Annotated in this window: 14 protein-coding genes; 13 read left to right on the top strand and 1 reads right to left on the bottom strand. The window is 54.7% G+C overall.

The genetic code is table 11. The features are described from left to right. The first annotated feature begins 2 nt into the window (after nucleotides 1–2). The 8 genes from wrbA to JJL52_RS15590 all read left to right on the top strand — a co-directional run bounded on the left by wrbA (nucleotide 3) and on the right by JJL52_RS15590 (nucleotide 8,458). Nucleotides 3–602, top strand: coding sequence for an NAD(P)H:quinone oxidoreductase (gene wrbA, locus JJL52_RS15625; protein ID WP_202053417.1), 600 nt, complete (start codon nucleotides 3–5; stop codon nucleotides 600–602). Continuing rightward, nucleotides 599–955, top strand: a complete 357-nt coding sequence (locus JJL52_RS15620) for a DUF2069 domain-containing protein (protein ID WP_202053416.1) — start codon at nucleotides 599–601, stop codon at nucleotides 953–955. The genes wrbA and JJL52_RS15620 overlap by 4 nt, the downstream gene beginning before the upstream one ends. Nucleotides 956–957: 2 nt before the next feature. Beyond that, nucleotides 958–1,665: a DnaA regulatory inactivator Hda gene (gene hda, locus JJL52_RS15615; protein WP_202053503.1), complete on the top strand. Its 708-nt coding sequence runs from the start codon at nucleotides 958–960 to the stop codon at nucleotides 1,663–1,665. Further along, the gene (locus JJL52_RS15610; protein WP_202053415.1) at nucleotides 1,649–2,629 is read left to right on the top strand and encodes a ketopantoate reductase family protein; all 981 of its coding nucleotides are present in this window, start codon (nucleotides 1,649–1,651) and stop codon (nucleotides 2,627–2,629) included. Before hda ends, JJL52_RS15610 begins: the two co-directional genes overlap by 17 nt. Further along, nucleotides 2,619–3,134 (top strand): DUF2380 domain-containing protein, encoded by a 516-nt coding sequence (locus tag JJL52_RS15605; protein ID WP_202053414.1) that lies wholly within the window; start codon nucleotides 2,619–2,621, stop codon nucleotides 3,132–3,134. Before JJL52_RS15610 ends, JJL52_RS15605 begins: the two co-directional genes overlap by 11 nt. Nucleotides 3,135–3,192: 58 nt before the next feature. Further along, nucleotides 3,193–4,797: a potassium channel protein gene (locus tag JJL52_RS15600; RefSeq protein WP_202053413.1), complete on the top strand. Its 1,605-nt coding sequence runs from the start codon at nucleotides 3,193–3,195 to the stop codon at nucleotides 4,795–4,797. Beyond that, the gene (locus JJL52_RS15595; RefSeq protein ID WP_202053412.1) at nucleotides 4,794–5,495 is read left to right on the top strand and encodes an NAD-binding protein; all 702 of its coding nucleotides are present in this window, start codon (nucleotides 4,794–4,796) and stop codon (nucleotides 5,493–5,495) included. The genes JJL52_RS15600 and JJL52_RS15595 overlap by 4 nt, the downstream gene beginning before the upstream one ends. A gap of 209 nt (nucleotides 5,496–5,704) precedes the next feature. After that, complete coding sequence (locus tag JJL52_RS15590; RefSeq protein ID WP_202053411.1) at nucleotides 5,705–8,458, top strand: cation-transporting P-type ATPase; 2,754 nt, start codon at nucleotides 5,705–5,707, stop codon at nucleotides 8,456–8,458. A gap of 597 nt (nucleotides 8,459–9,055) precedes the next feature. Here JJL52_RS15590 and JJL52_RS15585 read toward each other — a convergent pair. After that, nucleotides 9,056–9,841 carry a carbonic anhydrase gene (locus tag JJL52_RS15585; protein WP_202053410.1) on the bottom strand — a complete coding sequence of 262 codons (786 nt, stop codon included), beginning with the start codon at nucleotides 9,839–9,841 and terminating at the stop codon, nucleotides 9,056–9,058. Nucleotides 9,842–9,934: 93 nt separating this feature from the next. On the opposite strand from JJL52_RS15585, the gene JJL52_RS15580 reads away from it, so the two are divergent. The 5 genes from JJL52_RS15580 to JJL52_RS15560 all read left to right on the top strand — a co-directional run bounded on the left by JJL52_RS15580 (nucleotide 9,935) and on the right by JJL52_RS15560 (nucleotide 13,983). Continuing rightward, entirely contained in the window at nucleotides 9,935–10,171 is a 237-nt protein-coding gene (locus tag JJL52_RS15580; protein WP_202053409.1) for a hypothetical protein, read from the top strand. A 703-nt stretch (nucleotides 10,172–10,874) separates the two neighbouring features. Next, nucleotides 10,875–11,762, top strand: coding sequence for a 3-mercaptopyruvate sulfurtransferase (sseA, locus tag JJL52_RS15575; protein ID WP_202053408.1), 888 nt, complete (start codon nucleotides 10,875–10,877; stop codon nucleotides 11,760–11,762). A gap of 47 nt (nucleotides 11,763–11,809) precedes the next feature. After that, on the top strand, nucleotides 11,810–12,763 hold the full coding sequence (locus tag JJL52_RS15570; RefSeq protein WP_202053407.1) for an ABC transporter ATP-binding protein: 954 nt from the start codon (nucleotides 11,810–11,812) through the stop codon (nucleotides 12,761–12,763). Beyond that, the gene (locus JJL52_RS15565) at nucleotides 12,760–13,521 is read left to right on the top strand and encodes an ABC transporter permease (RefSeq protein ID WP_202053406.1); all 762 of its coding nucleotides are present in this window, start codon (nucleotides 12,760–12,762) and stop codon (nucleotides 13,519–13,521) included. Before JJL52_RS15570 ends, JJL52_RS15565 begins: the two co-directional genes overlap by 4 nt. A gap of 75 nt (nucleotides 13,522–13,596) precedes the next feature. Then, nucleotides 13,597–13,983, top strand: a complete 387-nt coding sequence (locus JJL52_RS15560) for a DUF5710 domain-containing protein (RefSeq protein WP_236994294.1) — start codon at nucleotides 13,597–13,599, stop codon at nucleotides 13,981–13,983. The last annotated feature ends 24 nt before the right edge of the window (nucleotides 13,984–14,007 follow it).

Here is a 14,007-nt window from a genome sequence, read left to right as displayed (position 1 = left end):
CGATGACTAAGATCCTGGTACTGTATTTCTCCCGACACGGCGCGACCGCCGACATGGCGATGCAGGTCGCACGCGGCGTCGATGCGGTCGAGGGCGCCGAAGCGGTCATCCGGACCGTGCCCGACGTGTCCGCAGTCTGTGAAAAAACCGCCGAGCGGATTCCGGCGCACGGCACAATGTATGCGACGCTGGACGACCTGAAAAATTGCGATGGCCTTGCCCTGGGCAGTCCGACCCATTTCGGGAATATGGCTGCGCCGTTGAAGTATTTTCTCGACAGCACGACCCCGATCTGGTTTTCGGGCGCCCTAGCCGGCAAACCCGCCGGCGTTTTCACCTCGACCGGCAGCATGCACGGCGGCCAGGAAAGCACGCTGCTTTCGATGATGCTGCCCTTGCTGCATCACGGCATGCTCCTCCTGGGCCTGCCGTATACCGAGACGGCCTTGCGCGAAACCGCCTCGGGCGGCACACCGTACGGGCCGAGTCATCTAACGGAGCGAAATGCCGTGTTGACCGACCACGAAAAAACGTTGTGCCGGGTATTGGGCAAGCGTTTGGCCGTCACGGCAAAAGCCCTAAAAGCGGGAATGCCGATTTGATCAGCAGCCGGCCGATTTTCTTCCACTATCTGGCGCTCGCTGGCTATTTCGGACTGTTTGCGCTGATGATGCTGTGGCCTACCGTACTGGTCCCATCAACCCGGTTTCCGGTGGCGCTGATTCTGGTCGCAACGGTAACGCCGCTGTTGCCGCTGCTCCGCGGTTTGCTGGCGTTCAACCCCAGAAGCCATGCATGGGCCGGGTTTCTCAGCCTACCGTACTTCGTGCACGGCACGGTCGAAGCGTATGCCAATGCCGGCGCCCGTCATTTGGCTGCGGCCGAGGTCCTGTTTAGCCTGCTGCTGTTTTTCGGTTCCGCACTCGCGATCCGTTTCAGCAGGAAATCGCAGTGAGCATGGCAAAGCAGCTGCCGTTGCAGTTCGTGTTCAGAGCCAACCAGACGTTCCAGGATTTTTTTTCGGGCGTCAATTCGGCTGTCGTCAATCATCTGCAGCAGTGCGTTGCGGGCAACGGCGAAGCATTCATCTTCCTTTGGGGACAGACCGGCCTCGGCAAGAGCCATTTGCTGCACGCCTGCTGCCATGAAGCGCAGCAGCGGAAACTCTCATGCTTCTATTTCGATTTTAATCTGGCGCAGGCCGCCGATTCTTCCGTACACCTGTTCAACGACCTGGAAACCTTCGAGCTGGTATGCCTGGACAATGTGGAAGCGATCGCCGGCCATGCCGACTGGGAGCAGGCCCTGTTCAACTTCTTCAACCAGCACCGGGATTTGGGACATAAGCTGATCGTTTCTTCCCGCACAGCTCCGAAAGAACTGCCTGTCCAACTGCCCGATTTGAAAACGCGGCTGAACTGGGGGCTCAGTCTGAAAATCCAAACGCCGGACGACGAGGGAAAGACCGCCGCGCTGATTTATAAAGCCCGGCGCATGGGTCTGGAGATTTCGCCGCAGGCCGGACGCTTCCTGTTGAACCGCGCCAGCCGCGACATGAACTCGCTATGGGGCCTGCTCGACCGACTCGACCAGGCCTCGCTGTCCGCGCAGCGTAAATTGACCATACCGTTTTTGAAGCAGATTCTCGATGAGCGCCCAGGCTAGCCAGGTCCTGATCGTCGGCGCCGGCGCGATCGGCGCATTCTACGGTTCGCTGCTCGCGAAAGCCGGGGCGGAAGTGTCGGTCGTCTGCCGCTCGGATTACGAAACGGTCAAAAAATCGGGGTTCAGGATCGAAAGCGCCGAACAGGGCGATTACCACTTCATGCCGAAGCAGGTCCTCAAGGACGTCAGGGATTACCAAGGCACTGCCGACTACGTGCTGCTCTGCACGAAGGTACTCCCGAGCATGGATCGGGCCGCTTTGCTGCGCCCGGTCGCCGCGCCGCAAACCGCGCTCGTCTTTATTCAGAACGGCGTCGACATCGAACGGGAAATGCTCGCCGCCTTCCCCGGTCGCGAAGTCGTCAGCGGCCTCGCATTCATCTGCAGCAACCGGCTAGGACCGGGAAGAATCGCGCATCTGGCCTATGGACGCCTGGCGCTGGGCAACCTGCCGGGCTCGGTCAGCGCCAAGACCCGGGAATTGTGTCGGCTGTTTCGACACGCCGGGATCGAATGCGAGGCGACGGAGAATATCGTGGCCAAACGCTGGCTCAAATGTGTCTGGAACGCCCCCTTCAATCCGCTGTCGGTACTGTCGGACGGCCTCAGCACGGCCGAGATCCTGGGCACCGAAGAACCGTTCGTGCGCCATATCATGCAGGATGTCTGCCGGATAGCCTCGGCCCAGGGATATCCGTTACCCGCGGATGCGGTTGATCGGAACATCGAAATGACTTACAGCATGCCGCCCTACAAAACCAGCATGCTGCTCGACTACGAGCAGGGCCGTCCCCTGGAAATCGAGGCGATTCTCGGCAATGCGCTACGCGCCGCCGAACGCGCGCATGTCCCCTGCCCTTATCTCGAATCGGTCTATGCTTCGGTCCGGTTAAAACTACTGGGCGATGAAAAGCGCGGGCGCAGAGCCATTCCACCCGACGGAGCCTACAGCCATGCCTCATAAAAAATTTTCAGCAAGCCTACTTGCATTTCTGCTGCTGTTTGCGGTTTGTTGCAGTGCCGCACCCCGCATCGCGGTGCTCGACTTCGAATTGAAGGATTTGACGCCCGCGCCCAACATTCCGTCCGAAATCGCCCGCACGGCCAGCATCAAACCGCTTCTGGAACAGGAACTGGCGAAAAAGGGCTTTAACATCGTACGGATCGCCCCGGATGCCGTCGCAAAAGCCGCGGCCGGCCCCGGCTATCTGTTCGATCACCACGACCTTGCCGGGCAACTGGCGCGAACGGTCGAAGCCGATTACATCGTGGCCGGCAGGCTGCACAAGCCCAGTTATTTGTTCGTTTATTTGATGGCGCATCTGGTCGATGCAAAACAAGGCAAACTGATCGGCGACTATATCTCCGAGGTCAAAGGCGGCGATAGGAAACTGACGGCGAAAGGCGTGGAAAGCCTGGCCGAGAAGATTCGAAAAACGCTGGACCGAACCGCCTTCCCGCCAAAGTAAGCGTTGAATGTCAGAGCAAACCGGCCGCAGCAGTTAATCTCAATCCATTTTTGCCGCCATGCTGACGCGACTTCTGGTTTACTTCGCCTATTTCCTGAAAACTTCCACCCGCTATCAAAACGCCAAACACTTTTTCCGGCGTCTCCTGGTACTCCCCCAGAGTCGGCCGAAAGCCTATTTCGATGTTTTCATGATCGTGATGGTGGTGATCAGCGTATTTCTGCAACTCGATGAGGTCCAGCATCAGGCGCAGCCGTGGCACGGCGTTTTCGAAGCCTGCATCGTCTGGCTGTTCATTATCGAATATCTGCTGCGCGCCTGGCTCCACAACGACAGCCACCAGATCGTCCTGGACCATTACGAACGATCGGAATATCTGGAGATTCCGTTCAAAGTGCATAAAGTGCTGAAGGCGATCGCGGTGAAAAAAATCGAATATGTCTTGAGTCCTCCGGCGCTGGTCGATTTGCTGGCCATTTTGCCGAGTTACCGGCCGCTGCGCTTTTTGCGCGTCTTTTTGATTTTCCGGCTGTTCAAGCTGTTCCGCTATATCGACAGCATCAAGCTGTTCACCCAGATCCTTTCGAACAAGCGCTTCGAACTTTACACGCTGGCCGTGTTTCTGGGTTTGCTGATCTTTATCGGCAGCACCGCCATCTTTCTGTTCGAGAATCCGGAAAGCGGCGGCCATGTCAACGATTTGTTCGATGCCTTCTATCTGGCCGTCGTGACCATGTCGACGGTCGGCTACGGCGACATCGCGCCCGAAACCCCGGGAGGGCGTCTGGTCGTGATGGGTCTGATTTTTGCCGGGCTCGGCATCTTGTCATTCTTTACCTCGATCATCGTCTCGGCCTTTAACGATAGAGCGAACGATCTGCGCGAAAATCAGGTTTATGCCGAATTGGGCCGGCATGAAGAAATCGTGATCATTTGCGGGTTCGGTCGGGTCGGCATGCACATCGCGCACCAGCTTGCTCGTCATCGCCAGCCTTTCGTGGTCATCGATAAAGTAGAGCATCATGTGGCAAATGCGAGACGCCTCGGCTATTTGGCCATCCACGGCGACGCGAGTAAAAACGAGGTACTGGCCAAGGCCGGCATCAATCGCAACGCCTCGGCGATTCTATGCACGACCGGAGACGATGTCAGCAATGTGTATATCACGCTGACCGGCCGGCAGTTGAATCCGGCCATTCGAATCATCTCGCGCGCCTACCAGCCCAATAATGTCCGTAAACTCTACCAAGCCGGCGCGAACCATGTGATCGAGCCTTTCGAGATTGCCGGCATGGTTGCCGCCGAATATGTCGGGCAACCGGTCGCGTTCGACGCGATTGTCGGAATCATGCACGAGGAAAAAGAATTCGTGCTCGACACGGTGCATGCGCATCCCAATTCGTCGATCATCAATAAAAAAATCGCCGAAATCGATTTCGACCATAGCAAGCTGATGCTGGTCGGCGTGATTAGCTCCCATCCCCCGCATCTCAAGCAAAATGAAAGTTACCAAATGCAGGACCGGCATTTTTATTTCAATCCGAAAAGCTATTTCGAGGTGCAGGCGGGCGACCAGCTTGTCGTGCTGGGTAAACAGATCGGCATCGAATATTTTCGCTACCAGATCGAAAAAAGCCGGCTGAAAATAGGCAGGAAACGATGAAAAAAATTGCGGTATTCGGCGATCCTCGCATGGCCCTGGAAGCTTTGGCCCGGTTCGACAAGGAAACCTGCGTGGCGGTCTATGCGGCCCAGAACCGCCACGATGCGGAGTTCATCGGCGCCCAAGGCTTCGCCTCCGAAGTGGTCGATTTTCGCGACGACGGTGCACTGCATGCGTTCGGCATCGGCGTGGACATCGATTATTTGTTCTGTTTTTTCGCGGCCGATTCGGACAATGTGTTTTTGACGATCTCGGCGCGCACACTGGACAAAAACTTGAGCATCATCGCTACCGTCGACGATCCGGACTCTGCCGAGAAATTATCCGCCGCCGGCGCGAACAAGATCATCGATCCCTACGAAATCACCGGACGCAAAACCTACGAGATGCTGACCAAACCGGAAATCACCCATATTCTCGACCAGAGCGTGCATCGGCGGCACACGCTGAATATCGCCGAAGTCGAAATTCCGGAAGGCTCGTGGCTGGAAAACCGCAAAACCAGCACGCTGAGATTAAACGAGCGCCATAATCTGATCCTGCTCGGCGTGGTGGACAGGGAACTCGGCGACCGGCTGCATTTCGTGGTCGGCGACAAGGAGCATATTCTGAACAACCGCGATGTGCTGGTGGTGATGGGGCCGGCCAGGGATATCAAATCCTTTAAGGAAGCGTTGATAAGAACCGATACGGCCTGACCCTGATCGGGTTTGTCTTTCCGGTTAAAGGAGGGACTCTCTAAGCTTCCCCCGTATTCGCCCTCACTTCATACTCAAAGTCAACAGGCTGCTGAAATCCCGGTCTGTAAAGTGATTATCCCATCCCGCACCTGAAACAATACCTTTTGTCAGGCCGAGAGGAGAAGGTAGAATCGGTCAATCATCGTCAGCTTAATCTTGGAGCATACATGCCTAAGCAAAAAACCGCCGATAAACAAGCGACGAGTTGGCATACGCTTGCCGCCGACGACGCGGTCGCGCATCTGAATTCGGATAAGCATCACGGCTTGTCTTCCAACGAGGCGCATGCGCGGCTGAAACAATACGGACGCAACCGCCTTCCGCGGCCGCCCAAGCGTTCCGCTTTCATGCGCTTTCTGCTCCAATTCCATAATATTCTGATTTATGTGATGCTGGCGGCCGCCGGCACGACAGCCATGCTGGGCGATTGGGTCGACACCGGCGTCCTGTTGGCCGCGGTGGTTGTCAATGCGATCATCGGCTTTATCCAGGAAGGCAAGGCGGAACAGGCGATGGATGCGATCCGCGGCATGCTCTCCCTGCATACGACAGTCATTCGCGACGGCAAACGCCTGGAAATCGAAGCCGAAAAACTGGTGCCGGGCGACATCGTGGCGCTGGCTTCCGGGGACAAAGTACCGGCCGACCTCCGGCTTATCTCCAGTAAGAGCTTGCGGGTGAACGAGGCGATATTGACCGGCGAATCCGAAGCGGTCGAAAAAACAACCGGCCCGATCCCAAATGACGCCCCGCTGGGCGAGCGTTTTTGCATGCTTTTTTCCGGCACCCTGGTCACCTCCGGACAGGCGTCGGCTATCGTGGTCGCAACCGGCCTTCGCACCGAACTGGGCCGGATCAGCTCGCTGCTCCGACAGGTCCGGAGCACGATCACGCCGCTGTTGCGTCAGATCGACAGATTCGGCCGCTGGCTGGCGCTGGCGATTGTGCTGCTGTCCGTCGTTACATTTATTGTCGGCGTGCTGTGGCACGGACATCCGCCTAAAGAAATGTTCATGATGGCCGTAGCCCTCGCCGCATCGGCCATACCCGAAGGACTGCCCGCCATCATGACCATCACGCTGGCGCTCGGGATGCGCCGGATGGCGAAACGCCATGCGATCATCCGGCATCTGCCGGCGGTGGAAACGCTGGGTTCGGTCACGGTCATTTGCTCCGACAAGACCGGTACGCTGACCCGAAACGAAATGACGGTGCAAAAACTGGCTACCGCTGATCATGTTTTCACTATCAGCGGCGTGGGGTACGAGCCGGACGGCGGGGTTTATTTGAACGGCGCCGCGGTCACCGCTGACGACTGCCCGGAACTGGAAGAAATTGCCCGCGCCGCCGTGCTGTGCAATGACGCGCAATTGCACCGGGATGCCGATGAGTCCTGGCAACTGGCAGGCGATCCGACCGAAGGCGCCCTCCTCGCATTCGCCGTCAAAACCGGCAAAGATCCTGCCTGGGAGCGCGAAAAGCGGCCGCGTACCGACGCCATCCCGTTCGAATCGGAACACCGGCTGATGGCGACCCTCCACCACGATCATAAAGACAACGGCTTCATTTTCGTTAAGGGCGCTCCCGAACGCATTCTGGAAATGTGCGATCGCCAGGGCGGCCTCCAGCAGAACCAGACCGCGCTGGATGCCGGATATTGGCATCGCTGTGCGAAGGAATTCGCCGCCGACGGCTTGCGCGTCCTAGCGATTGCCGGAAAATTAGTCGAGGATTCCAAGCGCGAGGTCAATTTTGCGGATCTGGAAAACGGCTTTACTCTACTCGCCCTAGTGGGAATCATCGATCCGCCCCGGGAGGAAGCGATCGCTGCGGTGAGAACGTGTGCCGGTGCCGGCATCCGCGTCAAAATGATCACCGGCGATCATACCGATACGGCACAGGAGATCGGAAACCGGCTCGGCATCGGCCGAGGCAAACTAACCTTGAGCGGGGCCCAGATCGAAACCCTGAATGACGAGCAACTGCAGGGAGTCGCACTGGAGGTCGACGTGTTCGCGCGTGCAAGCCCGGAACACAAGCTGCGCCTGGTAGAGGCTCTGCAGGCGGCAGGCCAGGTCGTCGCGATGACCGGCGACGGCGTGAACGACGCGCCGGCGCTAAAGCGGGCCGATGTCGGCATTGCCATGGGCCTGAAAGGGACCGAGGCGGCCAAGGAAGCGTCGGACATGGTGCTGGCCGACGACAATTTCGCCACGATCGGCAACGCTGTGTACGTAGGCAGGGGCATTTACGACAATATCCGGAAATTCATCCTGTTCATGCTGCCGACGAACGGCGGAGAAGCCCTTGTCGTGCTGGCGGCCATTTTTTTCGAACTGACCCTGCCTTTGACGCCGGCTCAGGTGCTTTGGATCAATATGGTCACTTCCAGCACCCTGGGACTCGCTCTCGCTTTCGAGCGTCCGGAGCGTGACGTGATGAACAGGCCGCCCCGCGACCCGCGGGAATCGCTGCTTTCCTGGTTCTTCGCCTGGCGTGTGCTGATGGTTTCCACGCTCTTCATGATCGGCGCGCTGGGCCTGTTCCTCTGGGAGACGCAGCGAGGAGCCAGCCTGGAAACGGCACGCACGATGGCGGTCAGCACCGTGGTCGGCGCGGAAATGTTCTACCTGGTCAACAGCCGCTACATTTACAAATCGGTTTTATCGTTTGAAGGATTATTCGGCAACGTCTACGTCCTGATCGCGATCGCCGCCTCTGCAGCCTTGCAGATTGTTTACACTCATACCGCTCCTATGCAGGCCCTGTTCGGGTCGACCGACCTGTCCCTGGACGAATGGCTGAAAGTCGCCTGTGTCGGCTTTTTCATCTTTGTCGCCGCGGAATTGGAAAAAGCCGTGATTCGCGGGTTTTTCGGCGACAGAATCTGGCATTCGGGCCAGCGAAAAGGCAACGGATAAAGGGGGCCGGCGGCTTCGCCGGGGTTGCAAGGGCGGGGCATTCCCGAGGCCCGGCCGGACTCTGCATGCGCTGTAAAGCCAGCTGGTTGCCGGCTTCGACCCACGGATGAATCATGAAATCCGCACCGAGCTGTTCCAGCTGCTGCTTTTCCGGAAAATACCAGATCGTACCGATCAGTCCCCGATACCCCCTTTTTCTGAGCTGGCGTATCGCCGAGCATCGCGCATCGAATTCGGGCCGCGTCAGAATGATCCCTTTTACCCGGTCCAGCGGCAATGCGAGCATGCAGACCGGCCAGCTGAATAGACCCGCACGCGTACCATTGTTCAAAGTATGCCGGTTAATTCAGACCCAAAAAGTACGCGGTGCGGCCCTATGCGGCTCAGCATGCTTCCGCCCGGCCAAATTCAGGCACTCATTATTTCTCAGAGGAAACCTGCTTCCTCTGAGCAAGCTTTCGTTCGACAACATCTACAGCTAGAGAGGCATCCCTGCCCAAGTCCAACAATCAAGCCGGCTCCCTGTTTGAATAAACAAATTCTGTAACTTTGTTTATGCAAAGATTTCAAGCAAAACCAGAGGCTCCGAGATTAAAGTCAGTTTTTGACTTTTCCTGTAACTACCCGACCATTCAAGGCCTGAGCATGTCTTGCATTATCGGAATAGAGAGATTCCAATTGGCTCAACTGGGCCGTTGAAACAGCCACTGGCTTGGCTAAGACATACCAACTCACACCTTCACTGCATGGCGGTGTAGTCAACGATCCAGCATAGGTATAAAAGTGACTTACATCATGAGGAAGCAATGATTTTGGATTAATTTCAATACCAGTATTTGCATTGTGTTCCGATGCGGTTGGCTTGACATTGTCAAGTATGGTTTGAAGTGTTTCATTAGCCGCCCCTTCTTCAAGCAAAACGCCCAAAACAGCAATCCGTCCATCCTCTCTGATGTGCACAAAATGCAATTCGGCAGGGTATGTCGTTCCGTTTATGACATGCTCACTTGGAGCGTGAAAATGATATTGGATCAATGGGTATAAATCATTACCGATTTTTAATTCCCCTTTGTAATTAGCCGATGAGTTAACTTGTACCGCATGTCCACTATTATAAAAGTCTGGTTTATCTTTAGTATATTTAACTTGAAGCGTATTGAGCTTGCGGGCATTGCTTTGCCCGCCTAAGTCTACCGGAGACTGATGTGTACCGATGCTGCACTCCGCATAAGGATACATCAGAGGAGCTGTTGTCTGTGTAGGATCTTCAATCGCACCCCAATCAGCTTGCTCTTCATGTGTCCAGTGTGGAGCAGCAACAGCTCCATTAGACATCCATCCCAAAATCATGGCTGCCGCTATAAAATTCGACTTTAGTTTCATAATTGATAATTCTATTCTCTACAATCTACTTAACAAGTATGTTCTTTACAATATTCAGCCAAAGTGGGCTTTTTCTCACTCTCTTGCTGGGTATTGGGCGAATTATCGGTAGATGGAGCGGCTGATTGTGGTGTGGAATCACTTTGGGGTGGTGTATTTTCAGCGGCAGCCAAAGTAGATACCATTATTCCGAACGCGAGGAAGATTATTTTTAGAAGCATAATTTCTCCATATCATACTGTATATTATTTTAGTGTAGTGCTTGGCTATTTAAGGTTTATAAGTATTTATCCTATCAACATAGAGAAATATAAAAATCAACACGTATAATTATTATAGTTTATTTCTTTATTTCGCCATTATCCATTCAATTTAAATCCGAAAAAACCCCAGGCTCGGCCAATTAAGCAAGAATTAAGCCACAACTTATTACCCTAAAGCATCAAGCTTGGTTTTTTAAAAATCAATTAGATTTAAATACCTTAAAAAAATATTGGCTTATTTGTTTTTTCTGTTAGATCTGGCAGCGAAGATAATGTGTAAAGTAAATGTTCATTAACGGTTCAAATGAACCGCGGCATGGTTCATTTGAACCGCAGCATTACGACATAGTTAAGTTTTGCCCTGCCAGGGTATTTCGTATAACGCTGCGTAATCCACACATTTACTCGCGCTCACTCTTTGGCAATGTGTCTGACTCCACGAGTTTGAGAAAATTGAGAACGGGAATTAAGATCAAGCCTTACCCCAGAACCCATCATTCATTGTCATTGCTTGCTTTGAATTAATGACTGCCGCTTAATCAGACAGGATAAGCAGCAGAAAAAGGTCGATAGCCCTCATCCCCGATATCAAGTTCAAAGCGGGGGATGATTCTCGGATTATATTTCCTTTCCCGCCGGATTTTCCGGGAGAGCGCTTCCGGTCCGGTTTATTCTGATGATGATATTAGCGATGCGGATTGCGGTGTCTTTTCCTGTTGCATATCCGAAAGCAGCCCCGCATACTGATTTCTTTTCTTCCAAGTGAAAGCATGAGCACTCCCCCATTTCCGGCCAATACCGACCTCAATAGCGACAGCGCCTTGGTCAGTTGCGAATGGTTAGGCCAGCATCTTGCGCATCCCGATTTAGTGATCCTGGACGCCACTTTCTTTTTACCGAGACAACAACGGAGCGCCCATGAAGAATACAACCGCCAGCACATTAAGAATGCCCAATTTTTCGACATCGACGACATCGCCGACCGGGCTAATCCTCTCCCGCATACCCTTCCCCGCGCCGCGCAGTTCGGGCGACAAGTGGGCCAATTGGGCATCGATAACCATACCTGGATAATCGTTTACGACCGTAACCATTTTTTTGCCTCGGCCCGCGTCTGGTGGATGTTTCGAGTCTTCGGGCACGACAAAATCAAAATCCTGGATGGCGGTTTAACTCGATGGAAACAATTGTCTTTTCCACTGACCGACGTGAGGATAAAACTCTTTCCTAAAGTATTTGAGGCGGTATTTCATCCCGAACTGTTTGCCGATTTAAAACAGATGCGGAGAATCCAGCAGCAAGGCGGCAGACAAATTCTGGACTCCCGCTCCGCAGACAGTTTCGACGGCCGGCGTCCGCTGCATGAGCCGGACCTTCAACCGGGTCATATCCCCGGCAGCTTCAATATTCCCTATCAGCACTTATATAGAGAAGAAGACCATCGGTTAAGGCCGGTCGAGGATTTGCAACAACTTTTTTCATTCGCTGGAGTGGATGATTCAAAACCCTTCGTCGCTACATGCGGCTCGGGTGTTTCAGCAGCGGTCTTGCTCCTGGCGCTGTATCAGATGGGGATTCACGAGGTTCCGCTTTTCGACGGCTCCTGGGCGGAATGGGGACGGCGAAGGGATTTGCTTATCGAGCAGGGGAATGAATAAACTGTAATTCACATTCATCTATGAAAAAATACCCGCATCCGCCTCCCATGAACACCCATAATCCCGTCCCCATCCTCTCCGTGCGCGGCGTTAACAAGATCTATGCCGGCGGTTTCCGAGCGCTCAACAACATCAATCTGGACATCCAACGCGGCGAGATATTCGCCTTGCTCGGGCCGAATGGGGCGGGCAAGACGACACTGATCAGCCTGATCTGCGGCATCGTCAAAGCCTCGTCCGGAACCGTTATTGCGGACGGTCATGATATCGTGCGGGACTACCGCGCGGCGCGGGCAACCATTGGCTTGGTACCGCAGGAACTGCATACGGACTCGTTCGAGTCGGTCTGGGCCACAGTCAAATTCAGCCGAGGACTGTATGGTAAGGCGCCCGATGCGGCTTACCTGGAAAACGTACTGCGCGCGCTGTCCCTGTGGGACAAGCGTAAAGCGAAAATCATGACGCTCTCCGGCGGCATGAAGCGCCGCGTGCTGATCGCCAAGGCCCTCGCGCATGAGCCAACGATATTGTTCCTGGATGAACCGAGTGCCGGCGTGGATGTGGAGCTACGGCACGCCATGTGGCGCATGGTGCGCGAGCTAAGGGCGCAGGGCACCACGATCATTTTGACCACCCATTACATTGAGGAGGCCGAAGACATGGCAGACCGCATCGGCGTCATCAACCAAGGGGAACTGATCGTGGTAGAAGACAAATCCGTACTGATGCGCAAGCTTGGCAAAAAGCAGCTCAGCCTGACTTTGCGGCAGCCCCTATCCCGCATCCCTACCGAGCTCAACGCTTGGCCGTTGACGCTTTCCGGCGACGGACACACCCTGATTTATCGCTTCGACGCCCAGGCAGAAGAAAGCGGTATCGCCGCGCTGTTGCGCACGCTCAATGAGCACGGCATCGACTTCAAAGACTTACGCTCCAGCGAGAGTTCGTTGGAAGACATCTTCGTCGGTCTAGTGCATCAGTCCAAGCAGGAGCTGACATGAACCTCTACGGCATCCGAGCCATTTACCATTTTGAAATGGCGCGCACCTTTCGTACATTGGCGGAAAGCATCGCCGCACCGGTGCTGACCACCTCGCTGTACTTCATCGTATTCGGCAAAGCCATCGGTTCGCGCCTGGGCGACATCGACAGCGTCAGTTACGGCGCTTTCATCATCCCGGGGCTGGTCATGCTGAATTTACTGAACGAAAGCATCGCCAATGCCTCGTTCGGGATTTACATGCCCAAGTGGTCGGGCACGATTTACGAGCTGCTCTCGGCACCGGTTTCGTGGATCGAAGTGCTGATCGGTTATGTGGGCGCGGCGGCAACCAAGTCGGTGGTTTTGGGCCTGCTCATTATGGGCACTGCCCGCCTTTTTGTGCCTTACGAGATCGCCCATCCGGGATGGATGATCGCCTTTCTCTTGCTCACGGCGGTGACGTTCAGTCTATTCGGCTTCATTATCGGCCTGTGGGCCGATAATTTTCAGAAACTCCAGGTGGTGCCGATGCTGGTCGTCACCCCGCTCACCTTTCTGGGCGGCGCGTTCTATTCGATCACTATGCTGCCCCCCTTGTGGCAGAAGATTACGCTATTCAATCCGGTGGTGTATCTGATCAGCGGCTTTCGCTGGAGTTTTTACGGTGTTGCCGATGTACACATCGCCATGAGCATTGGCATGATATGCGGATTTCTCATGCTCTGCCTGGCTTATGTAGGGTGGGTGTTTAAGACGGGGTACAAGATTAGAAATTGAAGCGGCGTTCATGGATCTGATGCAATGCTTTCTACGCGCGGAAAAACAGCTTTATGATTCTGATAAAGCTGCTGTATGTTACCGGCCCGTTGGCGCTCGGTAATTGAAGCAATCATTTACTCTTCTCTTTTTTACCAAATTCGGCATTCTTTATCACAACATAAAATGGAAAATTCAAGAATTTATTTGGCTGTGCCCTACGCGCAGAAAGATGCCGCCAAAGCGCTCGGCGCACGATGGGATGCGGCTCAGAAGAAATGGTATATCCCCGCCACGCTGGACATTGCGCCGTTTGCGAAATGGCATTCCGAAGCTGTCACTGCGGAATTATCTACGGCCGCCACCACTAAACCCAAAACACGGGCGCCGTCTTCCGGAAATAGCGCATCTCGCCCTGCGGTGACTTATCCGACAGTGAAAGAGTTTGTCGCTTATAACGGTGATTTGCCACCCTGGGAATAACGCTTATCCCTTGCCTATACAAAA

Source organism: Candidatus Methylomicrobium oryzae (assembly GCF_016745425.1).
GTDB lineage: Bacteria > Pseudomonadota > Gammaproteobacteria > Methylococcales > Methylomonadaceae > Methylomicrobium > Methylomicrobium oryzae.
The sequence above is the reverse complement of the archived record's forward strand: the minus strand, read 5'-3'. Positions and strand labels throughout refer to the sequence as shown.

What these genes read in the sequence shown, in the direction of transcription:
- wrbA (WP_202053417.1), top strand. Translation starts at nt 3, where the DNA reads ATGACTAAGATCCTGGTACTGTATTTCTCCCGACACGGCGCGACCGCC.
- hda (WP_202053503.1), top strand. Translation starts at nt 958, where the DNA reads ATGGCAAAGCAGCTGCCGTTGCAGTTCGTGTTCAGAGCCAACCAGACG.
- JJL52_RS15610 (WP_202053415.1), top strand. Translation starts at nt 1,649, where the DNA reads ATGAGCGCCCAGGCTAGCCAGGTCCTGATCGTCGGCGCCGGCGCGATC.
- JJL52_RS15605 (WP_202053414.1), top strand. Translation starts at nt 2,619, where the DNA reads ATGCCTCATAAAAAATTTTCAGCAAGCCTACTTGCATTTCTGCTGCTG.
- JJL52_RS15600 (WP_202053413.1), top strand. Translation starts at nt 3,193, where the DNA reads ATGCTGACGCGACTTCTGGTTTACTTCGCCTATTTCCTGAAAACTTCC.
- JJL52_RS15595 (WP_202053412.1), top strand. Translation starts at nt 4,794, where the DNA reads ATGAAAAAAATTGCGGTATTCGGCGATCCTCGCATGGCCCTGGAAGCT.
- JJL52_RS15590 (WP_202053411.1), top strand. Translation starts at nt 5,705, where the DNA reads ATGCCTAAGCAAAAAACCGCCGATAAACAAGCGACGAGTTGGCATACG.
- JJL52_RS15585 (WP_202053410.1), bottom strand. Translation starts at nt 9,841, where the DNA reads ATGAAACTAAAGTCGAATTTTATAGCGGCAGCCATGATTTTGGGATGG.
- sseA (WP_202053408.1), top strand. Translation starts at nt 10,875, where the DNA reads ATGAGCACTCCCCCATTTCCGGCCAATACCGACCTCAATAGCGACAGC.
- JJL52_RS15570 (WP_202053407.1), top strand. Translation starts at nt 11,810, where the DNA reads ATGAACACCCATAATCCCGTCCCCATCCTCTCCGTGCGCGGCGTTAAC.
- JJL52_RS15565 (WP_202053406.1), top strand. Translation starts at nt 12,760, where the DNA reads ATGAACCTCTACGGCATCCGAGCCATTTACCATTTTGAAATGGCGCGC.
- JJL52_RS15560 (WP_236994294.1), top strand. Translation starts at nt 13,597, where the DNA reads ATGTTACCGGCCCGTTGGCGCTCGGTAATTGAAGCAATCATTTACTCT.